Genomic DNA, 22,534 nt, shown 5'->3' with positions numbered 1-22,534 from the left:
GGGCGGCGCCGGCCGCTGGAGCCTCCGGGGTGCCGGCGGTGGGCCCGTTGGCCGTCGGGCCGCAAGCCCGCGGCGGCCCGGTCGCCGCCGAGAGCGACCGCCGCCCTCGCGGCGCCGGCACTCCCGGAGATGGGCGCGCTCGCCGGGGCCGCCGGGCCCTGTGCGCCACCGCTGCGCGGCGAGGCGAGCCTGTGCGCCACCGCTGCGCGGCGAGGCGATCCTGTGCGCCACCGCTGCTCGGCCAGGCGGGCCTGTTGCCGCACTGTGGGCGGAGGGGCGGGCCGGTTGCCGCGCCGTGGGCGGCCTGGCGGCTCAGGTGAGGGGCTCGGGTCGTGCAGGTCCCGGTTCTCGGTCGGTTCCGGCGAGGCCGCTCACCCGAGGGCTCGCAGCAGTGCCGCCAGCGACTCCTCGGGCCGCTGCCCCGAGGTGTCGACGACGACCCGCTCCCGCTCCCACGGCTCGTACTCCCGCCCGACGACCTCCGCCCACCCAGGCATCGGCAGACCGGGCACATCGACGGACCGTGTCTCCACCCGCCGCCGGTGCTCGGCGGCGTCCGAGCAGACCACCTCCACCTCGGCCCAGGGCACGCCCGCCCGCACGGCGCACTCCCGCCAGGCGTCCCGCGTCACGGCCAGGGGGTTCACCGACTCCGCGACCACGGAGAGCCCCTGCCGCAGGTGCTCCTCGGCGAGGGCGTACCCGACGACGTAACCGGCCGGTCCCACCGGATGCCGGGCCACGCCCGCCCGGACGAGGGCCTGCTCGCCGTGGAGCCCCTGCGCTCCGCCCCGACGTCGTGATGCGCTGACAAGATCGACCCATGAGTCGGAACTCGGTGACTTTGGACAAGATCGCTTTTGCCGACTGGCCGGCCGTTCACTCGTGGGCCCGTCTCGCCGAGGCGTGTCGTTTCCAGCCCTGGGGACCGAACACCGAGGACCAGACGCGCGATTTCGTGAGAGGCGCGGTCGAAGCCTGGTCGAGCGAACCCCAGCAGAGGTTCGCCCATGCGGCGCGTCGCGGGGACGCCGTCGTCGGTATGGGTGAGCTGCGTGTCCGCAGTCGCGCACAGCGCCAGGGCGAGCTCTCCTACATCGTGCATCCACGGGTGTGGGGGCAGGGCATCGGCACAGAGATCGGGCGCCGGCTTCTCGAATGCGGATTCGACCAGTTGGGACTCCATCGGATCTACGCCACCTGCGACCCGCGGAACCTCGGCTCGTCCCGCGTGCTGACCAAGCTCGGCATGACGTACGAGGGGCGCCATCGGCACACGACATGGATCCGGGACGGTTGGCGGGACTCCCTGGTGTTCAGCATCCTCGAAGAGGAATGGCGTGCCGAACCGGGCAGCTGAGGCCGGTGTGGCCGGGTGGGCGCCTCCCTCCCCCGAAGGAGACGCCCACCCGGCCTTTCCCCCGGCGCCGGACAGTGGTCAGTTGGCGGTCGCGTGCCGGTTCACCAGCACATGACCGCCGTCTCGCCCGATCCCCAGCCGGAGTACAGGCGGACCCGGACGAAGTAGCGGCGGCCCTTCACCAGCCGGGCCCGGATCGTGGAGTTGCGCGGGGTGCCGCCGTCGTCCTGGCCGGCGAGGAAGCGGGGCTCGCCGTCGCGCTCCTCGAAGACCACGACGACCGAGTCGCTCTCCCCGAACGTGCCGAGGGTGTACTCGCGGGTCTCCCTGGGCTCCACGGTGAAGTCGGCCTGCTCGCCCGGCCCCAGGGTGAGCGGCACCGACCGGAACGGCACCAGTGCCGCGGGCCCCGGCGCGTCGGGCGGCGGATACCAGCGCAGCACGAACTCCTTGTCCATCGGCGAGATCGCGCCCGGCGGGTGCACACCCCCGCGGAACTGCTCCGGCTCCAGGATCAGACCCCCCGAGAAGGGGTACTCCATCACCGACTGCGGATCCCACACCGAGCCGTTGACCTCCGCCGGTTCCAGCTTGCGCAGGATGTTGAAGTGGGTGCGGTCCCGGCTCCAGAAGTTAGGCGGGCCGGCGAGGTCGGCGTACACGGCCTCGTCGTCCCAGTGGATGCCGGCGAACGGGCTCTGGTGCTCGTGCTGCATGCCGAGCGCGTGCCCTATCTCGTGCAGGGCCGTCGCGCGCTCCCCGGGCGGGGTGAGCTCCCAGCCGAAGTTCATGGTGCGCTCGTTCAGGCCGGCGAGCAGCGCGTCCCGTCCCACCGCCGACCAGGAGCCGTCGCCCCGCTGGAAGCCGATGCGCAGTTCCGCCTCCGAACGGTCGGGGACCTCGGCGAAGGTCACCCCGAGGCCGAGGCCGGCCCACTCGCGGAAGCAGTCGCGGACCACGTCCCGCTGGTCTTCGCCGCCCACCCACGACACCCGCCGGGTGCACCCTGAGCCCGGTACGGGGATGACCGACGCGTCGCCCTCGCCGTCGAAGAAGTAGTAGTGCAGCACCGTGCCGTTGACCCACATCCGCCGGCCGCTCATGAGCGCGCCGAGCCGCTCGGCGGCCAGCCCCGGGGCGAACGCGGGGACCGGCTGCTGCGCGAGCGAGCAGTAGCGGGCGGTCATGCACAACAGAGTGCCGTGGCGTACCGGACGGCGCCTGAGTCGGGGGCTACTCAAGTCGCCCTGTATCAGGGATGAGTATCCCGAGTCACGATGATGTGACGACGATCGAACCGCCTGCCGGGACCGTGCGACCCGGGACCGTGCGACCCGGGGCCCTGCGCATGCCATGGCCGTTCACCGGCCGGGAGGAGGAGCTGGAGCTCGTCCGCCGGTCGCTGGCGGCGGGCCGCCCCGGGATCGTGCTGACCGGCCCGGCGGGCTGCGGGCGTACCCGCCTCGCGGCCGAGGCCGTCCGTGGCACCGACTGCGCCCGCGTGGCCGCGACCCCCGGGCCCCCCGGAACCCGGGGCATCCCCTTCGCCGCCTTCGCCCATCTGCTGCCCGAGGGCGTCACCCTGCACCGTGCCGTCCAACTCCTCTCCGAGGTAAGGCTGTTGCTGGTGGACGACGCCCACCTCCTCGATGACGCCTCCGCCGCCCTGCTGCACCAGCTGGCCGTCCAGGGCCGCACCAGGCTGCTGGTCGTCGTGACGGACGGCGCCCCCGCACCGGCCGCCGTCAGCCGTCTGTGGACCGGCGAGCTCCTGCCCCGCCTCGCCCTGGAACCCCTGCCCGACGAGGACACCGCCCAGCTTCTGACGGCCGGCGAGGGCGGGGCCCTGGAGCCCCTGACCGTCAACCGTCTGCACCGGCTGAGCCGGGGTGACCTGCGCCTCCTGCGGGACCTGCTGGACGCCGTACGCGACGAGGGCCTCCTCACCCGGGTCCAGGACTCCGACGAGTGGACATGGCGCGGCCCGGTCCCGCTCACCCCCACCCTCCGCGCCCGCACCGCCCCCGTCCTCGCCCGTACCTGCCCCGACGAACGCGAGACCCTCGACCGCCTCGCCTTCGCCGAACCCCTGTCCCTGCCCGCGGACGCGCTCGACCTACGCGTCCTCGAACGCCTGGAGTCGGACGGCCTGATCGCGGTGGACGAGGACGACCTCGCCGTCCGCCTCGCCCACCCCCTGCACGGCCCCGCCCTGCGTGCCGCCGCCGGCCGGCTGCGCACCCGGCGGCTGACCTCCGGCCGGCGGTCCCTGGCACCGGCCCTGGACGCGGCCCTGGACGCGGAGGCGGCCGGGCTGACCCGCCGCATCGACCGCGACGACGTCCGCACGACGCCCACGCCGGTGGGGGAGTGGCTGGTCGCGCAGGGGGAACCGGTCCCGCCCGGGTACGCGGCCGTCCGCGCCCGGTACGCCCGCCTGCGCGGCGAACTGCGCGAGGCCACGGCCTGGGCCCGGGAGGGTCTCGCAGCCGCCGCGCACAACGCCGCACACCCCCATGACCCGGACCACGCCCTCGCCGCCCACCCACGCCCGGACGACACGGCGTGCCACTGTGACCAGGACCGCGCCCCCGCCACCCAGTCCGGCGGGCAGCCGTGTGCGGACGATGTGGTGTGCCGCAGTGATCCGGGCCGCGCACCCGTCGCCCAGCCCGGTGGGCAGCCGTGTTCGGAGGATGTGGTGTGCCGCTGTGGCTTGGACCGCGCCCCCGCCACCCAGTCCGGCGGGCAGCCGTGTCCGGAGGATGTGGTGTGCCGCTGTGGCCCGGGCCGCGCCCCCGCCACCCAGCCCGGTGGGCAGCCGTGTTCGGACGACCTCCTGTGTCGTCGTGAACTCGACCTCGCGCTGGCCCAGTTCGGCGGACAGCCCGGTGCGTGCGACGCCTACGACGCCGTACGCCTCGGAGATCCGGAGCGGGCCGAAGGGCTGCTGCCGCCCGACGGGGTGTTCGCCCGGCACGCCCGGGCGCTCGCCGGGGGTGACGGGCCCGCCCTGGACCGGGTGGCCGGGGAACTGGCCGAGCGGGGCTTCCTGTTGTTCGCTGCCGAGGCGCACGCCCAGGCCGTGCGTGCGCACCGCGACCCGAGCGCGGCCCGCACCGCCCGCACCCGTGCCGTCGCCCTGGCCCGCCGCTGCCAAGGGGCCCGTACCCCCGCCCTGTCGGGCCTCGCCCTGGGCGAACTCACCGCCCGCCAACGGCAGATCGTCACCCTGGCGGCAGCCGGTCTGAGCAACCGTCAGATCGCCGAGCGGCTCACCCTGTCCGTGCGTACCGTCGGCAATCACCTCTACGGCGCCTACACCCGCCTCGGTGCCGGCGACCGCGGCTCCCTGCCCTGGCTCGTGGAGCAACCCGCCTAGCCGGTACGGCTGTTCACGCCGCTCCGAACGCCGTGAACGCCCACCCCGTCGCCTGGTGCAGCGCGTCCCCCGGCAGCGCCGCGCGGGCGTCGCGCAGCGCCTGGGCCAGGGAGACGCCGGAGCTGAGGCCCTTGTGCAGGGCGAGCATCAGCGGCACGACGGCCTCGTCGTTGACCGGCGCGCTGCTCGCCACCACGCCCGCCGTGCCCAGCGGCAGCAACGCCGTGACCAGACCGAGGAGTTCGTCCGCGCCGACCGAGGCGAGCCGGGCGGTGTCGCAGCTGGAGAGGATGATCCGGTAGGGGCTGCGGGCGAGCCGCTCGAAGTCGTGGACGATCAGCGGCCCGTCCGCCATCCGCAGCGCGGAGAACATCGGGCTGTCCGCCCGGAACGTGCCGTGCGCCGCGATGTGCGCCAGCGCGGCGCCGTCCAGCTCGGTCAGTACCCGGGGCGCGCGTGCCTCGTCGTGCTCGAGGACCGTCGGCGTGCCGTACCGCCCGGCCACCTCCGGCACCTCCGCGCCCCCGGTGGCGAGCCCCGGCCCGCGCACCAGGACGTGCTTGCCGCCCGGTGGCGGCTCGGTGGCGTGGGCGCGCAGCCAGCCGCTTGCCGACGGCGACACGCTCACCACCCGCTCCCGCAGCGACGGCAGCAGCGCCCACGGGACCCGGTGCAGCCGGGCCGGGGGCACGACGACGACCGGCCCGGAGCCCAGCCGCGCCGCGGCCGGACCCAGCAGCAGCTCCTCCAGGCGCCGCCCCGCCTCCTCGGCCGGCGGCAGCCGCCGCTCCCCGCCCGGGTGTGCCAGCCTGCGCAGCGCCGACTGCACGAACTCCGCCTCGCGCTCCGCCTCCGCCAGCAGCCCGCCCGCGAACCGCCGCACCCGCCCGCCGCCGCACAGCAGCACCTGCACCCGCCCGTCCAGCACGGCGAGTTCGACCAGCCGCCCGTCCCCGAGCCGCTCGAGGAGCAGGCCCACGTCGAACCGGGCGCCGTAGCCGGGCGCGTGCCCGCGGATGTGCAGGGTGCGGGAGCGGATCTCGCGCTCCAGCCGGCGCTGTTCCCGCTCCAGGGCCGGCACCGGGCGGCCCTCCATCCGCGCCTCCTCGGCGCGCGCCGCGATCACCCGGAAGGCGGTGAGCCCGCTGAGCAGCGTCGGGTCGGCCGGCGGCCGGGTGGGCGGGGTGGACAGGGCGGTGGCCCGCCAGCGCTCGCTCCACACCAGCAACTGTCGTGGCCCGCCCCCCTGAAGGCTCGCCTGCTGGGCCAGCGCGGCCAGTTCCGCGCCCTGCGCGGTGGCCCGGGCCCGCAGCTCCGAGGCGCCCAGCGTCGTACGGTGCGCGTCCAGCACGTCGAGGCCGCGCCGGCACGCCTCCAGCACGCCCCGCTGGGAGCCGGTGGCCCGCGCCCACAGCGCCCGCGCCGCCCAGCCCGTCATCCGGGCCAGCGGCGGCCCGCTGCGCCGGCTGCGCGCGGCGACCTCGAGATACCTCTCGGCGTCCGCAGCCCAGTCCAGGGCGAGCGCGATCCGGCCCGCCAGCAGCCAGCCCTCCGGCGCGGCGGGCGCGCCGAACGCCGACAGCCGCTCCGCCACCTTGACGGCCTCGGCGACCAGCCGCCCCGAACCCCGCCCGGCGGCGAGCCGCGCGTCGATCAGCACCAGCTGGGCGTGCGCCTCCCACCAGGTGCGCCGCTGCCCGGCGAAGAGCCGCACCGCCACCGCCGCACGCGCTATCGCCGTCCCCGGGTCGCCCGCGAGGCGGGCGGCCTTCGCCGCCGTCAGCAGCAGCTCGGCCCTGAGGGTGGACTGTCCGCCGATGCCGTCCAGGACGGCCGTCGCCGCGTCCGCCTCGGCCAGCGCCTCCGGCGCGAGCCCGGCCGCCATCAGCACCTCGCAGCGCCGGATGGTGAGCATGAACGTCGGCGTGCCGAGCTTCGCGTACCGCTCCGCCGCCTCGTCGAGGAGCCGCAGCGCCGCCGGGACGTCCCCGGAGCGGAACGCGGCGAGCCCCCGGCTCTCCACCGCGTCCGCCTTGTCGTGCTCCTGGCCGGTGGTGTCCCACAGCGCCTCGGCCGCCGTGAAGTCCGCGTCGGCCCGGTCCACCGCCCCGAGCGCGAGGTGCACGGTGGCGCGCAGGGTGAGCGCGCGCGCCGTCCAGATCACGTCGTCCGCCTGCCGCAGCACCGGGATCGCCCGCCGGACGTCGTCCAGCGCCTCCCGGTGGTGGCCGAGCACCCACCACGAGTAGGCCCGCCGGAACAGCACCCGCGCGCGGGTGTGACCGGACCCGCGCTCGACCCCCTGTTCGAACGCCGTCAGTCCCTCCCGAGTGCGCCCCGCGTGCACCAGCGCAACCCCGAGCGTGGCCAGTACGTCCGCCTCGCGCTCGGCGGAGTCCGCGCGGGCCGCGAGAGCGCGGGCGCGCCGAAGATGGTCGAGGGCCAGCCGCATGTCGCCCCAGTCCCGCTGCCAGATGCCGATCACCTGGTGGGCGACCGAGGCGTGCAACGGCGTCGGGTCGGTGTCGAGCACGCCCTCCGCCCGCGACAACGCGTCGTTGGGTGCGGCGAACACCATCGGCAGCAGTTCGAGAACCGAGTCGTTTCCCGCTGTCACTCCACGGATGGTAGTGCTCCGCTCGGCACCCCACACCATACGGGCACGGTATCCACCGGTATCAATTGAACATCGTGTCAACGCGGCGAGCGCTCCCCGCAGTCGCCGCGCACCACGTGTATCAGACGACAGCCTCACGACTCTGACTGACGACATCGGCTCAGGGAGGGGACACAGCCATGGCACCCAAGCGATTCCACGAGCAGTTCGACCAGATCCAGCGCGCGCTGCCCGACGTCCCGTTGGCGATGGGGCCGGACGACTCGGCCGAGTTCATCTACGAGAAGGGCGTCGTGCTCGCCCGCGACGGCGAGGAGGCCCACCTCGTCGAGAACACCGTCCGCACGCACTTCACCGAGACCACCGGGCTGGTCGCCGACCATGTGCGCCGGGGGGCGCCGCAGACCAACCGCTCGGGCATCACCCGCATCCAGGTCGGCGACCCCGGACACGGCGACCGTACCGCGGACCGCGCCGTCGCGGGCGCCCTGCGCTCCCTGCGCGAGGCGGAGGGACGCGCCGGACGCCGGCTGGTCAGCCGCAACCACGTGGTGTCCATCGCCGTCAACGCCTGCCCGGGCGACGAGCCCGTGCCCGCCCCGCTCACCCAGCCGCCCAACCCCGCGCCGGCCGGAGGCACTTACGACCCGGTGGGCGCGGTCGGCGTCCTCGTGGTCGACACCGGTCTGATGCACGACCACGGCTCCTATCCGCTGCTCGCCCACACCGAGGGCGACCTCCAGATCAGGGAGACCGACCCGGACGGGATCCTCCAGCAGTACGTCGGCCACGGCACGTTCATCGCCGGGCTGGTCGCGGCCGTCGCCCCCAACACCGAGATCACCGTGCGCAACACGCTGAACGACGCCGGCGCGATCCTGGAGGACCAGTTCGGCGAGAAGCTCTTCGACGCCGTGGAGCAGGGCGGCTGGCCGGACATCCTCAGCCTCTCCGCCGGCACCTCCAACGGCCGCGTCGACGGCCTGCTCGGCCTGGACGGCTTCCTGCGCGAACTGCGCGCCCAGCGCACCCTGTTGGTCGCCGCCGCGGGCAACAACGCCAGCGCCACGCCCTTCTGGCCCGCCGCCTACGCCTCCCTGCCCGACTACGCCGACGCCGTGCTCTCGGTCGGCGCGCTGCGCGCCGACGGCGAGTTCGGCGCCTGCTTCAGCAACCACGGCGCGTGGGTGAAGGTCTACGCCCCCGGCGAGCGCCTCATCAGCTCCCTCACCGGCTTCGACGCGCCCGTCCCGTACGTCTACCAGCACTCCACCTACGAGGCCTGCCGCTACGGCTTCGGCTACGCCTGCACCTGCCGCTCCCCGCGCCACACCGGCGTGCTCAGCGACGGCTCGGGCAAGCCGGACCAGGTGATGTTCGAGGGGTTCGCGTCCTGGAGCGGGACGTCGTTCGCGACGCCCCTCGTCGCGGGCCTCGTAGCCGCCCACATGACCGCCCACAAGGAGGACGATCCCCGTGCCGCCGCCCGTCAACTGCTTACCGCGAACACCGAGTTCGCCGAGGTGCGCGGAGCGCACGTCCCGGCGCTGCGCCCGGCCACCTGGCGTTCCGTCCCGGTCGGCCCGGCGTGAGGACCGATTACCCCGGCACTCCCGTTACCAGAGTCCGCGCCGGCACGCCATGAGGTCCGAGGGAACCCCGGTCACGGCGTACGATGACAGGCCGTACTCGAGGGGTGGGGCCGTGGACCGAAGTGATGTCGGCGCGCTCGTCCATTCGGCCGCCGACGGTGACGCGGCGGCCTGGAAAGCGCTGGTGGAAGGGCTGAGCCCGCTGGTGTGGTCGGTCGTGCGCGCACACCGGCTCTCCGAGGCCGACGGCCACGAGGTCTACCAGACCGCGTGGTTCCGCTTCGCCCAGCACCTCGGCCGGATCCGCGAACCGGAGAAGGCGGGTTCGTGGCTCGCGAGCACCGCGCGCAACGAATGCCTGAAGGTGCTCAAGAGCCTGCGCCGGCTCACCCCGACCGACGATCCCCAACTGCTCGACCGGGCCAGCGAGGACCGTACGCCGGAGCAGTCGGTGCTGGACTCCGAGGAGGCGGCGGCGCAGAGCGAGCGCGTGCGGTCCCTGTGGCAGGAGTTCGAGGCGCTCGGCGAGCGCTGCCGGCAGCTGCTGCGGGTGCTGATCGCCTCGCCGACGCCCAGTTACCAGGAGGTGTCGTCCGCGCTGGGCATCGCCGTGGGCAGCATCGGACCGATGCGCCAACGATGTCTGCGCCGGCTGCGCGCCCGACTCGACGCACGGGGAGCACTGTGAACGCCATGAACGGCCACGACGGCCACGACGGCAACCCGGACGACGCGGCGGACATGGGCGACCTGTTCGGCGAGGACACCTTCGACGACGAGGAGTTCGACCTCGGCAACCTGGAGTCGGAGCTCCGCCAGGCCACCGCCATCCTGGACCCGGTCCCGGCCCAGCTCCGCCAGATCGCCGTCGAGGCGTACGCCCTGCACGACCTGGACGCGCGGATCGCCGAGCTGACCTTCGACTCGCTGACCGACGCCATTCCGGTCAGAGGAGCGCAGGACGTGCCGCGGATGCTGACCTTCCACTCGGGCGGCCTGACGGTCGACGTCGAGGTGTCCGAGGACGGACTGCTGGGGCAGCTGCTGCCGCCGCAGTCGGCCCTGGTGGAGGTGCTGCACGGCCCGCGCGCCGGCGCCTCGCTCAGCGCCGACGACCTCGGCCGCTTCGCCTGCGAAGCCCCGCCCTCCGGCCCCTTCGCGCTGCGGCTGCGGACCGGCGGAGAGGTGGTCGTCACCGAGTGGCTGCGCGCCTGACAGTCGGTCAGGAGGTGGCGTCCACCAGGGATGCCAGCGCCGCGGCGAGACCGGCCAGCCCCGGGCCGGCCGGTCCGCCCGGCTCCGTCATGTACGTGTCCCGGCGGATCTCCACCATCAGCGCGCTCACCCTCGGCTCCCGCCCGTAGTACTCCAGCGGTACGTACGTCCCGGCGAACGGGCTGTCCAGCCCCGTCTCCCCGACCGCCGCGAACGCCTCCCGCGCCGCGGCGAGCAGCTCCGGCGGGGTGTGGAAGGGATCCGTGCCCAGACAGACCGGCGGGCGCGGGCCCACGCCGTGCAGTTCGTAGGGCAGCGGTTCGGTGGGATAGGAGTGCACGTCGACCACGACGGCCCGGCCGACCGCCGCCAGCCGCTCGCCCACGGCCTCGGTCATGGCCCGCGCGTAGGGCCGGAAGTACCGCTCGACCAGCGGCTCGGGGTCGACGTCGTCGGGCCGTAGCGGCTCCCGGTGCGTGGTCCGCGTGTACACCGCCCCCATGCCCACGGCCCGCATCTCCTCCCGCTCGTCCGGGAACCGCTCCGGGTCCACCACCAGCCGCGACAGCCGGTTGACGAACCGCCAGGGCGCCGTGCCCGCCAGCCCGGCGGCCTCCTCGGCGATCCGCTCGGTGTGCGCGTCGGTGATGTGGTCCAGCTCCCGCTCCAGCGCCACGTCGTCCAGCACGATGTCCGCCCGCACGCCGGCCGGTATCTCCCGCGCCGAGTGCGGCACATGCAGGATCACCGGAGAGCGGGCGGCACCGGGAAGGAGGGCGAAGGACGGCATGGGGGCTGCTCCTGGGGGCGTCGTCAGTGGCGTGCCGGCTGCATGATCAAGGGGCCGCGTCTCCCGGGAGCGAGTGCCCCGGACCACGGCATGTTCCGGCAACGACTCCGCCCCGGCCGGGGTTCCGGTCGGGGCGGAGTGCGGGCAGCAGGGCGGGTCAGCTCAGGGTCGCCAGTGCCTCGTTCCAGGTGGTCGACGGGCGCATGACCGCCGCCGCCTTGGCCGGGTCGGGCTGGTAGTAGCCGCCGATGTCGACGGGCTGGCCCTGGACGGCGTTCAGCTCGTCGACGATGGTCTGCTCGGCCGCGGTGAGCGTCTCGGCGAGCTGCGCGAACGCCTTCGCCAGGTCGGCGTCCTCGGTCTGCGCGGCCAGCTCCTGCGCCCAGTACAGGGACAGGTAGAAGTGGCTGCCGCGGTTGTCGATGCCGCCGACGCGACGGGTCGGGGACTTGTCCTCGTTGAGGAAGGTCGCCGTGGCGCGGTCGAGGGTGTCGGCGAGAACCTTGGCGCGGGCGTTGCCGGTGGCCGTGGCGCACTGCTCCAGGGAGGGCACGAGCGCGAAGAACTCACCGAGGGAGTCCCACCGCAGGTAGTTCTCCTTGACCAGCTGCTGGACGTGCTTCGGCGCGGAGCCGCCGGCGCCCGTCTCGAACAGGCCGCCGCCCGCCATCAGCGGGACGACCGACAGCATCTTGGCGCTGGTGCCCAGCTCCAGGATCGGGAACAGGTCGGTCAGGTAGTCGCGCAGCACGTTGCCCGTGACGGAGATGGTGTCCTCGCCGCGGCGGATGCGCTCGACCGACAGCTTGGTCGCCTCGACCGGGGCGAGGATCCGGATGTCCAGGCCCTCGGTGTCGTGCTCCGGCAGGTACGCCTCGACCTTGGCGATCAGGTTGGCGTCGTGCGCGCGGGTCTCGTCCAGCCAGAACACGGCCGGGTTGCCGGTGGCGCGGGCGCGGGTGACGGCCAGCTTCACCCAGTCCTTGACCGGCGCGTCCTTGGTCTGGCAGGCGCGGAAGATGTCGCCGGCGGAGACCGTCTGCTCGATCACCACGTTGCCGGCCTGGTCGACGAGGCGGACCGTGCCGGTGGTCGGGATCTCGAAGGTCTTGTCGTGGCTGCCGTACTCCTCGGCCTTCTGCGCCATGAGGCCGACGTTCGGGACGGAGCCCATGGTCGACGGGTCGTAGGCGCCGTGGGCGCGGCAGTCGTCGATCACGGCCTGGTAGACGCCGGAGTACGAGGAGTCCGGCAGGACCGCCAGCGTGTCGGCCTCCTGGCCGTCCGGGCCCCACATGTGGCCGGAGGTGCGGATCATGGCCGGCATCGAGGCGTCGACGATGACGTCGGACGGCACGTGCAGGTTGGTGATGCCCTTGTCGGAGTCGACCATCGCCAGGGCCGGGCCCTCGGCGAGCTCGGCGTCGAAGGAGGCCTTGATCTCGGCGCCCTCCGGCAGGGACTCCAGGCCCTTGTAGATGCCGCCCAGACCGTCGTTCGGCGTCAGGCCGGCCGCGGCGAGCGTCTGGCCGTACTTCGCGAAGGTCTTCGGGAAGAAGGCGCGCACCACGTGACCGAAGATGATCGGGTCGGAGACCTTCATCATCGTGGCCTTGAGGTGCACGGAGAACAGCACGCCCTCGGCCTTGGCCCTGGCGATCTGCGCGGTGAGGAACTCGCGCAGCGGCGCGACGTGCAGGACGGAGGCGTCGACGACCTCGCCCTCGAGGACCGGTACCGACTCGCGCAGCACCTTGACGGAGCCGTCGTCGCCGACCAGCTCGATCTTCAGGGCGCCCGCCTCGGAGATCACGGCGGACTTCTCGGTGGAGCGGAAGTCGCTCTCACCCATGGTGGCGACGTCGGTCTTGGACTCCGACGACCAGGCGCCCATGCGGTGCGGGTGGGTCTTGGCGTAGTTCTTGACCGACGCGGGGGCGCGGCGGTCGGAGTTGCCCTCGCGCAGGACCGGGTTCACGGCCGAGCCCTTGATCTTGTCGTAGCGGGCCTGGACGTCCCGCTCCTCGTCGGTCTTGGGGTCGTCCGGGTACGCCGGCAGCGCGTAGCCCTGGCTCTGCAGCTCGGCGATCGCGGCCTTGAGCTGCGGGATCGACGCCGAGACGTTCGGCAGCTTGATGATGTTGGCCTCGGGCGTCTTGGCCAGCTCGCCGAGCTCGGTCAGCGCGTCCGGGATGCGCTGGTCCTCGGTCAGGTACTCCGGGAACACGGCGATGATCCGCCCGGCCAGCGAGATGTCCCGCGTCTGGACGGCGACACCCGCCTGCGAGGCGTATGCCCGGACCACCGGCAGGAAGGAATACGTTGCCAGGGCCGGGGCCTCGTCAGTGTGCGTATAGATGATGGTCGAGTCAGTCACCGGGTGCTCCGCTCCACGTCTGCAACATTGCTCGACATCAAGATATCTCGTGACGGGCCCGGGCTCGACAGGGGTCCGTACCGGGGTTTGCGGGGGTGCCGCTCACACCTCCGGGGGACGGTGCGTCCTTCGGGGCAACCAAATGGGTGGCTCGGGTGGTCAAGAGGGTGGAACCACAACCTCGTTCGTGGGCAACCACGACCGCGGCCGTGGAGCCACGACCTCGTCCACCAGCCGGACCGACCATCCGGCCGCTTCAGCGGAAGCGGAGCAGAAAGCGGACCATGAGATATCGCACCAGAGTCACGGGCCCGGCAGCAGCCCTGATCGGCACCACCGCCGCGCTCACCCTCGGGGGACACACCGCGTACGCCACCGGGTCCAAGGGCGCCGACCCGGGCGCCGAGACCCTCGGCGACCCCGTCTACCCGGCCCTCGGCAACGACGGCTACCGCGTCGCCGCCTATCACCTCGACCTCTCCTACGACGCCACGACCACCCTGGTCGACGCCACGGCGACCCTGCGGATCCGCACCACGCAGGACCTCTCCCGGTTCTCCCTCGACGCCCTCGGCCTGGACATACGCTCCGTGCGGGTGGACGGCCGGACGGCCGAGTTCGAGCAGACGGGGGAGAAGCTGCGGATCACACCGCGCCGCCCCCTGCGCGACCGTACCCGGGCCACGGTCCGTGTGACCTACACGGCCGATCCGCGCCGTGCCCTCGCGCACACCGCCTGGGTGCCCACGCCCGACGGGTTCGCGATCTGCCCGCAGCCCGACTCGGCGCACACCGTGTTCCCCTGCAATGACCACCCGTCGGACAAGGCGGACTTCAGCTTCCGGCTCACCGTCCCGGCCGGCCTGCGCGCGGTCGCGAACGGCTCGCTGGTGCACACCGAGACCCTGCCGGGCGACCGGACGGCCTACACCTACCGTTCGCGCTCCCCGATGGCCACCGAACTCGCGCAGATCACCGTCGGCGACTACGTCGTCAAGCACCGGCAGGGCCCGCACGGGCTGCCGCTGCGCGACGTCGTACCGGTCGCGCGCGCCGAGGCGCTGGAGCCCGCCCTCGCCCTCACCCCCGGTCTGGTGGGCTGGCTCGAACAGCGCCTGGGGGCCTACCCCTTCGAGACGTACGGACTGCTGCCCTGCAACTCCGACGACCCGGCCGCCTTCGACTTCACCGGCCTGGAGACCCAGACCCTCACTCTTTACAAGCCGAACTTCCTCCTCCAGGAGGAGTCGAAGATCGGCTCGCACATGATGCACGAGCTGGTCCACTCCTACTTCGGCAACATGGTCAGCCCCGCCACCTGGGCCGACCTGTGGATCAACGAGGGCCACGCCGACTTCTACGGGCTGCTGTACCGCTACGAGCGCGGCTGGACGGACTCCCTGGGCCTGACCACCTTCGAGGCCCGGATGAAGGACACGTACGCGCGTGGCGACCAGTGGCGGCGGACCTCCGGGCCCGTCGCCGCGCCGAACGCGGTCAACCTCTTCGACAGCCAGCGGTACCTGGGCGGCGTCCTCGTCCTGTACGCGCTGCGCCAGCTGATCGGCGAGGATGCCTTCCACACGGTCGAGCGGACCTTCCTCGCCCGCCACCGCAACTCCTCGGCGTCCACCGAGGACTACATCTCCGTCGCCTGCCACGCCTCCGGCCAGGACGTCTCCGGATTCCTGCGCGACTGGCTGTACGGCACGACGACCCCGAGGATGCCCGGCCACCCGGACTGGACGGTCACCCCGCCGGCCCCGTCCCTCACCACCCCCCGCAACCGCACGGCCGCCCGCCCGCACGAGAACTCGGCGACCCTCTGAACCGGGGCCCGTCCCGCCTGGTCGGCCTTCGGGGGCGTCGGCCCACGACCAGCGGGACGGGCTCCAACACCGGCGCTGCCGCCTACACGCGTTCCGGGGGCTGTGCTCCGGGCCTGGACGGAGGCGGGTGTTGTCCTCCGGCTGGGCCGGGTGGGGTCGGACGAGCACTGGAGTCCGCCCGCCGGTGCCGTCCGGTTGAGGTGGGGGTGCGGCCTGGGCGGGTCGGTTGCGTGTGCCGGGGCTGTGTTCCTGCCCGTGCGGGCTGCGCGTGCCGTCCGGTCCGGGCGGGCGGGGGCTGGGGCGCGCAGGTGCCGGCGGCCTGGTGGGCCGGCTGTGGCGCCGTGCGTCGGCTCGCCCGGACTGTGTGTTGATGAAGGGCGCGGTACTGGGCGCCCGGCCGGAACCGGAGGAACGGGGTCAGGGGGCCAGGGGACCGGCGGATCATGCCGCAGACCCCCTCACCCGGGCCCATGAGACATGATCCGCCGGGAAGTCGCTAACCCTCCAGTCGGGCGGCGGTCGCTTCGGTCGGGGTTTCTGTGGTGCGTTGTTGTGGGATGACCAGGGAGCCCTGCTGGAACGAGACGTTCCGGGCGGGGGCCGGGATGCGGATGCCCTCGTCCCGGTAGCGGCGGTGCAGGCGCTTGATGAACTCGTGCTTGATCCGGTACTGGTCGCTGAACTCCCCGACGCCCAGGATCACCGTGAACCCGATCCGGTTGTCCCCGAACGTGTGGAAGCGGACGGCCGGTTCATGGTCCGGGATCGCCCCGGTGATCTCGGTCATCACCTCGGCGATGACCTCCATGGTCACCCGCTCCACCTGGTCCAGATCGCTGTCGTAGGCGACACCCACCTGCACCAGGATCGTCAACTCCTGCTCGGGGCGCATGAAGTTGGTCATGTTGGCCTTGGCGAGCTGCCCGTTGGGGATCACGATCAGGTTGTTCGACAGCGCCCGTACCGTGGTCTGACGCCAGTTGATGTCCTCGACGTAGCCCTCCTCGCCGCTGCTCAGCTTGATGTAGTCGCCGGGCTGCACGGTCTTGGAGGCGAGGATGTGGATGCCCGCGAACAGGTTCGCGAGAGTGTCCTGGAGGGCCAGCGCGACGGCCAGACCGCCGACACCGAGGGCGGTGAGCATCGGCGCTATGGAGATGCCGAGGCTCTGGAGCGCCACCAGGAAGCCGATCGCCAGCACCAGCACCCGCGTGATGTTGACGAAGATCGTGGCGGACCCCGCGACCCCCGAGCGGGAGGAGGTCACCGACTGCACCAGCCCGGCGATCACCCGGGCCGCCGACAGGGTCACCACGAAGATGAGCAGCACCGTCAGAGACTGGCTGACGGTGTGCTGGACGGTCTTCGTCAGCGGCAGTACGGCGGCGCCGGCCGCCACCCCGCCGGAGATCGCCGACCAGGGCACCACCGTGCGCAGCGCGTCCACGACGACGTCGTCACCGCTCCACCTCGTCCGCTTGGCGTGCTTGGCCAGCCACAGCAGCAGCGTCCGCGACAGGAACGCCACCAGGAACCCCGTGGCCACGGCGATTCCGGCGAGGACGGAGTCGTCCAGGGTCAGCGCGCGGTTCACCGGCCACCTCCGGGAAGTCGCTCCGCGGCGGACCGGGCCGCCGACGGCCGGATGTGAAGAATCGTCACGTACTCACCTGCTTGTTTCCGGGATGTGCTGGCGCGCCCGCGTGAATGGGCACGGCCGTTCATCCTGCCGTATCCGGTACGGCAGTTCGCACCCGCGGACCTGCCCGGACGACGTCTTTCGGGCACCAACCCCTCGGGTCACAGGGTTCTCACAAGTCCCCTGACAAACCTCTTTCGCAAGCGTTTTCGATGTGCCAGGATCTTGGCGTCCAACGGGGGAAGAGGACGACGCCCCGCGCCCGACCAGCGCGACGGCCTCGCCTGTTCGATCATTTTCTGCGCGTCGTGCGGTGCAGCCATGCCCGCTGCCGACGGCCTGCCCGCATGCCGGGCGGGCCGCGGCCGCCTGCCGTCATGGCGTCCTGCCGGTCCGCTTCCTCCCTGAACGTCCGTCCGACGAGACAGGGAGCGACGTGTTCAGACACTCACCATTACCGGGTCACCACCGGGCCGCCCGCCGCAGAAGCCTGGCCGGTACCGCACTGGTCGCGGCCGTCTCCGTACTCACCGGCCTGGCGTACGCCGTCCCGGCCCGGGCCGCCGACCCGCTGCCGGACAACGGCAAGGGATCGCGGATCACTTTCGGGCAGGGCGCCCGCGCCGACCGATGCGAGGCCGGATACGCCCTGCACATCGGGGGAGCGGCGCTCAAGGCCACCGCGCTCAAGGCCTTGAACGGTACCGACGCCGACCTCGCCGCCGCCTTGTTCCGCAAGGACAACATCTACCCGAGCCTGCTCGACGACGCCCTGCGCGCGGACCGCGCGAGCGCCGTCGCCGACGTCCAGGCCTCCTGGGACCGCACGAAGAGGTGGGAGGCGTCCAACCGGCCCTTCGCCACGAGCGCAACCGGCAGCACCGGGATGTCGCTGCACGCCCCGGAGTTCGACGCGGACATCACGGCCTTCACGCTCGGCCCCCAGGAGGCGCTGTACGACACCTTCGGCCGGGACGGCCGCAGCGCCCCGAACGCGGCCGCGCTGGACAGCGCGCGCAAGCTCGCCGCTTCCCTCAAGGGAAAGACACCGGCCGGCGACGACCAGCTCGCCGACTTCACGCTGTACTCGGGCAACGTCCAGCCGCCCTTCAACTCGACCACCTCCAGTGACGTCGCCCGCTATCTGCGCCAGGGCGGCTTCCCCACGCAGGCGCCCGCCGAGGGCTCGCCCGAGTACCGGACGGAGGTGGAGTCCCTCAAGATCTCCTGGGCCGGATGCGACAGCTGGAACCCCGACGACCCGCGCCGGGTCCTGGCGCCGGTGACCGCGACCGCCTACGCGGAGTGGGAGCAGGAGTACGCCTCCCAGGCCAAGCAGCGGGCCGAGATCATGGCCGCCGAGGCGACCGCCGCCGACCAGGCGCACAAGGCCACCGACGCGATGATCGAGTCCATCGGCCAGGCCTGGCTCGCCGAACAGATCCTCACCTGGCAGAAGTTCTGGGCCGGGCAGCCCGCCGCCGACCGCCCCGCCAAGGCGCTGTTCACCCAGGCCGCCACCGACCTGACCAACGCCCGCAACCGGACGGTCGCGCAGCTGACCCTGGCCAACGCGGCGGCCACCGCGGCCAAGTCGGCCGCCACCAAGGCCGGCACCGCCCAGGCCGCCGCGTACGCCGTCGCCGACACGGCGAAGACCCCGCGCGGTCGCGGACTGCTCTACGCCCAGCAGTCGGTACAGGCCGTCAAGGCCTCCGCGGCGGCGGCCCAGGCCGCGGCCAAGGCCACCCAGACCGCGGTCAACGCGGCCAAGGCGACCGTCGCGGACAGCAAGGCCCAGCTCGCGCTGTCCCAGACGCAGGCCCACGCGGTCAACACCGAGTTCCGCCGGGTGGCCGCCGAGGAGGCCGCCGCCCAGGCGAAGGCGGCGGCCGACGCGGCGGACGCGCAGGCCAAGGAGGCGGCGGCCAACGCCGCCAAGGCCCGCACCGCCCAGACCACCGCCGAGAACGCCGAGAAGACGGCGCAGGCCGGCGCGGCGACGGCGAAGGCGGCCCGTGTGACCGCCGAGGCGGCCAGTGCCACCGCGCAGGCCGAGCACGCCACCGCCACCCGCGAACGCGCCAAGGCCGAGGCCGCCGAGACCCGCGCCAGGCAGGACCAGGCCACGGCGGCCTCGGCACGGGCCGCCGCCGAGACCGCGGGCGGCACCGCCGGAGACCGCTACAACGACGCGATCGAGGCCGAACAACGGGCGTACCGGGCCAAGAACAAGGCACAGGAGGCCGCCCGCGACAAGCAGGCCGCGCTCTCCCGCGCCGCGGCGATGGAGGCGGCCGCAGCGGCGGCCGAGGGCACCGCCGCCGCGCAGGAGACCCGGGCCGCCGCCACCGAGGCACGGGCCGCGGCGAACACCGCGACCACCGCCGCGGCGAGCGCCCGGCAGGAGGCCGACACCGCGACCGCGGCGGCCGTCGCCGCTCGCGCCGCGTCCATCAGGGCCGACGCGGCGGCATACCGGGCGGAGTCGGCGGCGGACACCGCCCAGGCCGCGTACCGGACGACGCACGCGGCAGCCGTCACCGCGCACGCGGCCGCGGCCACGGCGATCAAGGCCGCCGCCGACGCCCGGCAGAACGCCGAGAACGCCGAGGCGGAGGCCAAGAAGGCCGCCGCGGCGGCCGTCACCGCGCGCACCGAGGCCACCGCCGCACGCGGAGAGGCCGACAAGACCGCCTCCTGGGCGGCCGTCACCGCCGGCCAGGCCTACGCCGCCGCCGAAGCGGCCACCGCCGCCCGTGACTCGGCGACGGAGGTCATCAAGCCGGCCAACGAGGCCATCAGCATCGGCACCCCCTACAAGGAGACGGACTCCTCCGCCGCGTTCGCCGTCCTGGTCGGCCAGACCTCCATGACCCTGGCCGAGCAGCAGGCCGCCGCCGCGAAGGCCAAGTCCGACGACGCGGCGAAGGCCGCGGCCACCGCGGAGGCCCTCGCCGACAAGGCCGTGGCCGACGCCAAGGCCGCCGCGAAGGCGGCAGCCGCCGCAGCCGCCGACGCCGCCCGTGCCGCCGCCTCGGTCGCCGCCGCCCGGGCCTCCGCCGCAGCGGCGGCGAAGTCCGCGGAAGCGGCCAAGAAGGCCGACGCGAACGCCCAGGCGTACGACCAGCAGGCAGGGTCCGACGCCGCCCGCGCCCAGTCGGCGGCGTACACGGCCAGGGCGGAGGCCAACGCCGCCGACGGCGAGGCCACCGAGGCCGAACGCGACGCGGCGGGCGCCCGGGACGCCGCCACGGCCGCCGAGAACGACGCCGCGAGCGCCCGCGACACCGCGACCCGGGCGGAGGAGGACGCCACCGGCGCCGAAGCCGCCGCCAAGGACGCCAACGGCTCCGCCAAGGAGGCGGACCAGGCCGCCGACGCCGCCGAGGAGGAGTACCGCAAGCTGATCGAGGCGCAGCGCGCCGCCGTCGCCGAGGCCGGCCCGGACACCGGGCCCGGTCTGTCGGCGAGCGACGAGGAGTTGCTGCGCAAGGAGTGCGGCCAGGCCTGTGTGGACCAGTACCGCGCCGCGCAGGCCCTCGCCTCCATGGACGTCATCGACTGGATCAAGCAGAACGGCGCGGCCATCCTGCTGGAGTTCATCGGGGTCGAGGACGCCAAGCGCTGCTTCGGCACCGGGGACATCGAGAGCTGCCTGTGGACCGCCGTCAACGTCGGCGGCATCTTCGTGGCCGTCGGTAAGATCCCGGCGCTCGGCAAGGCCATCATCAAGGTGAGCAGCGGTGTCGGGAGGTTCCTCGACGACGCGGTCCAGGCCAAGCACACCCTGGAGCGGCTGCGGAAGCTGCTGGAGACCCTGCGCAAGGGCAAGGCCCCGGCGCAGTGCCTGCTCAGCCTCGCCGACGAGGTCCTCGGCTTCGCACCGGCCTCCGCCGCCCGTGGCAAGTCCCTCGCGGCAGCGGCTGCCGCGAAGTACTGCATGAAGTCCGCCATCGGGAAGGACAAGAGGCTCAGCAACCTGGCTGAGCTGTCGACCAGGAACCAGAGGGTCCAGTCGGATCTCGACGACATGTTCAGGAAGCTGATGGAGGGCAATCTGGATTCCGGCATCGGCACGGAAACACTGCCGGGCGGCATCAGCTACGCCCGTAGCTATCACGGCGCTCGGTTGTTCTACCGGAAGCTGGGCGACACGATCGAAATCGTCGGCAAGTCCGACAAAAAGTACGAGTCCAAGGTCATCGCGAGACTGGAGGAGCTGTATGGAAATTGAGGTCCGCGAGCCGTTCTGGACCGTGCGCAGGCCCAAACTCACCTTCACGTTCACGGTGGGGGACGGCCGGCAGCCCGAGTCCCTCGACGACGGCGACGTGCTCATCGTCGAGCCGGGCGGTGAGCGGTGGTGCGCCAACATCATGACGCAGGGCAGGATCCAGGCGATCATGGACCGCTGGCGCGGGACCGGTGAGTGCCTGGACGGTGCCTATTTCTGGGTACAGGGCCTCCTCATCGTCCGCGAACCGGGCGTGGAGTCCATGGTGCGGGCCGTCGAGGACCTGTACGACTCCTACGGCACCCTCGACGACACGCTGCCCCGGCTGGGTCCCGACGAGGACGACGACCTGTGACCCGCCGCCCGCCCGCCCCGGCCAGGGGCGGGCGGGCCCTCAGATCACCTTCCACCGCACCAGCGCCCCCAGCGTCACCGCCCCCGGCACCAGCGGCAGCCAGACGGTGATGACGCGGTAAGTGAGGACCACCGCCGTGGTGAGGGCCAGCGGGCCGCCCGCCGCCACCAGGGTCACGATCAGCGCCGCCTCCACCGAGCCGATCCCGCCCGGGGTCGGCACCGCGGCGACCGCGACCGTCGCCGCCAGATAGGCGACCACCATGTACACCGGCGGCACCGGCAGCCCGAGCGCCTGGCCCACCGCGGCCAGTCCGGCCGCCTGGAGCACCGGGAACGCCAGCGAGCCGCCCCACAGGGCCAGTGCCCGCGCCGGAGAGGTGTGCACCGAGCGGGCCTCGCCGAGCGCGGTGCGCAGGAAGGTGAACACGGTCGTACGGAGCCGTCGTACGAGGAACAGGACGGCCGCCGCCACGACCACGGCCGCCGCCACGGCGGCCAGGACCGGGCCGGCCACCCCGTCGGGCAGCAGGGAGCCGAGCCGCAGCGCGTCGGGGAACGCGAGCATCAGCACGGCCAGCAGGCCCACCCGGGCCACGCCCTCGGCCATCAGATACAGCGCGAGGGCCGCCGAGGAGCGGGCCAGCGGCACCCCGCAGACGGTCATGAACCGCAGGTTGACGGCGCTCGCACCGAGGCCCGTGGGCAGCAGGTGGTTGGCCGCGCCGGCCGCGAACTGCGTGGCCAGCAGCCGCAGTCTGGGCAGCCGCTGCATCACGGCGCCCTGCCGGGTGACGGCGGCGGCCACCCAGGTCAGACAGGTCGCGCAGGCCGCGGCCAGCAGCCAGGGCCACTCGGCGCTGCGTAGATGGCTGAAACCGTCGGCGAGCACCGAGCGGTGCTGCACCGCGACCACCGCGACGAGCACGAGCGGCACCAGACAGAGGATCCGGCGGAGGGGGAGGCGCCGGGTGAACGAGCTGAGCGGAACGTCTGTCACATCGGGAGAGGTTTTCCACGCGGTGCCAACGGCAGGTTGCGGAAGCGGGGACAGAGCATTACGTGCGGTCATCGGGTCCTTCGGGGGAGTGCTGAACCTGACGGGAGCGGGCTTGACCTCAAGATTGGTGGAGGTTCTAGGG

Annotated in this window: 15 protein-coding genes; 8 read left to right on the top strand and 7 right to left on the bottom strand. The window is 73.2% G+C overall.

Going from position 1 to position 22,534, the window contains the following annotated elements; genetic code table 11:
• Nucleotides 1–371 precede the first annotated feature (371 nt).
• Entirely contained in the window at nucleotides 372–743 is a 372-nt protein-coding gene (locus ACFPIH_RS47300; protein ID WP_381185121.1) for a P-loop nucleotide/nucleoside kinase family protein, read from the bottom strand.
• Between the two features lie 95 nt (nucleotides 744–838).
• Between ACFPIH_RS47300 and ACFPIH_RS47295 the strand changes: the two genes are divergently transcribed.
• Complete coding sequence (locus ACFPIH_RS47295; RefSeq protein WP_381185266.1) at nucleotides 839–1,360, top strand: GNAT family N-acetyltransferase; 522 nt, start codon at nucleotides 839–841, stop codon at nucleotides 1,358–1,360.
• Nucleotides 1,361–1,461: 101 nt separating this feature from the next.
• Here ACFPIH_RS47295 and absR1 read toward each other — a convergent pair whose 3' ends face one another.
• Entirely contained in the window at nucleotides 1,462–2,547 is a 1,086-nt protein-coding gene (gene absR1 / locus ACFPIH_RS47290) for a beta-glucuronidase AbsR1 (RefSeq protein ID WP_381185123.1), read from the bottom strand.
• Between the two features lie 161 nt (nucleotides 2,548–2,708).
• Here absR1 and ACFPIH_RS47285 point away from each other — a divergent pair, with 161 nt between their 5' ends.
• Nucleotides 2,709–4,742 carry a LuxR C-terminal-related transcriptional regulator gene (locus tag ACFPIH_RS47285; protein WP_381185126.1) on the top strand — a complete coding sequence of 678 codons (2,034 nt, stop codon included), beginning with the start codon at nucleotides 2,709–2,711 and terminating at the stop codon, nucleotides 4,740–4,742.
• Nucleotides 4,743–4,755: 13 nt separating this feature from the next.
• On the opposite strand, the gene ACFPIH_RS47280 is transcribed toward ACFPIH_RS47285, so the two are convergent.
• A complete protein-coding gene (locus ACFPIH_RS47280; protein ID WP_381185269.1) occupies nucleotides 4,756–7,320 on the bottom strand; it encodes a CHAT domain-containing protein in 2,565 nt (854 codons plus the stop codon).
• A gap of 218 nt (nucleotides 7,321–7,538) precedes the next feature.
• Here ACFPIH_RS47280 and ACFPIH_RS47275 point away from each other — a divergent pair, with 218 nt between their 5' ends.
• From ACFPIH_RS47275 to ACFPIH_RS47265, 3 genes are all read left to right on the top strand, one after another.
• Nucleotides 7,539–8,951: a S8/S53 family peptidase gene (locus ACFPIH_RS47275; RefSeq protein WP_381185129.1), complete on the top strand. Its 1,413-nt coding sequence runs from the start codon at nucleotides 7,539–7,541 to the stop codon at nucleotides 8,949–8,951.
• A 112-nt stretch (nucleotides 8,952–9,063) separates the two neighbouring features.
• Nucleotides 9,064–9,639, top strand: a complete 576-nt coding sequence (locus ACFPIH_RS47270; RefSeq protein WP_381185132.1) for an RNA polymerase sigma factor — start codon at nucleotides 9,064–9,066, stop codon at nucleotides 9,637–9,639.
• A gap of 5 nt (nucleotides 9,640–9,644) precedes the next feature.
• Entirely contained in the window at nucleotides 9,645–10,166 is a 522-nt protein-coding gene (locus ACFPIH_RS47265) for a hypothetical protein (protein WP_381185134.1), read from the top strand.
• A 7-nt stretch (nucleotides 10,167–10,173) separates the two neighbouring features.
• Here the strand turns inward: ACFPIH_RS47265 and ACFPIH_RS47260 are convergent, their stop codons facing one another.
• Nucleotides 10,174–10,956 carry an N-formylglutamate amidohydrolase gene (locus ACFPIH_RS47260; RefSeq protein ID WP_381185137.1) on the bottom strand — a complete coding sequence of 261 codons (783 nt, stop codon included), beginning with the start codon at nucleotides 10,954–10,956 and terminating at the stop codon, nucleotides 10,174–10,176.
• Nucleotides 10,957–11,113: 157 nt separating this feature from the next.
• On the bottom strand, nucleotides 11,114–13,333 hold the full coding sequence (locus ACFPIH_RS47255; protein WP_381185139.1) for an NADP-dependent isocitrate dehydrogenase: 2,220 nt from the start codon (nucleotides 13,331–13,333) through the stop codon (nucleotides 11,114–11,116).
• Nucleotides 13,334–13,617: 284 nt separating this feature from the next.
• On the opposite strand from ACFPIH_RS47255, the gene ACFPIH_RS47250 reads away from it, so the two are divergent.
• The gene (locus tag ACFPIH_RS47250; RefSeq protein WP_381185142.1) at nucleotides 13,618–15,162 is read left to right on the top strand and encodes a M1 family metallopeptidase; all 1,545 of its coding nucleotides are present in this window, start codon (nucleotides 13,618–13,620) and stop codon (nucleotides 15,160–15,162) included.
• Nucleotides 15,163–15,658: 496 nt separating this feature from the next.
• On the opposite strand, the gene ACFPIH_RS47245 is transcribed toward ACFPIH_RS47250, so the two are convergent.
• Nucleotides 15,659–16,756 (bottom strand): mechanosensitive ion channel family protein, encoded by a 1,098-nt coding sequence (locus tag ACFPIH_RS47245; protein ID WP_381185145.1) that lies wholly within the window; start codon nucleotides 16,754–16,756, stop codon nucleotides 15,659–15,661.
• 481 nt (nucleotides 16,757–17,237) lie between these two features.
• Between ACFPIH_RS47245 and ACFPIH_RS47240 the strand changes: the two genes are divergently transcribed.
• Both ACFPIH_RS47240 and ACFPIH_RS47235 read left to right on the top strand, forming a co-directional pair.
• Complete coding sequence (locus ACFPIH_RS47240) at nucleotides 17,238–21,038, top strand: hypothetical protein (RefSeq protein ID WP_385878961.1); 3,801 nt, start codon at nucleotides 17,238–17,240, stop codon at nucleotides 21,036–21,038.
• On the top strand, nucleotides 21,028–21,393 hold the full coding sequence (locus tag ACFPIH_RS47235) for a hypothetical protein (protein WP_381185151.1): 366 nt from the start codon (nucleotides 21,028–21,030) through the stop codon (nucleotides 21,391–21,393). Before ACFPIH_RS47240 ends, ACFPIH_RS47235 begins: the two co-directional genes overlap by 11 nt.
• 39 nt (nucleotides 21,394–21,432) lie before the next feature.
• On the opposite strand, the gene ACFPIH_RS47230 is transcribed toward ACFPIH_RS47235, so the two are convergent.
• Nucleotides 21,433–22,464 carry a lysylphosphatidylglycerol synthase transmembrane domain-containing protein gene (locus ACFPIH_RS47230; protein WP_381185154.1) on the bottom strand — a complete coding sequence of 344 codons (1,032 nt, stop codon included), beginning with the start codon at nucleotides 22,462–22,464 and terminating at the stop codon, nucleotides 21,433–21,435.
• Nucleotides 22,465–22,534: the final 70 nt, after the last annotated feature.

This window comes from Streptomyces vulcanius, assembly GCF_042653945.1.
GTDB lineage: Bacteria > Actinomycetota > Actinomycetes > Streptomycetales > Streptomycetaceae > Streptomyces > Streptomyces mangrovi.
This window is presented reverse-complemented; position numbering and strand designations above follow the sequence as displayed.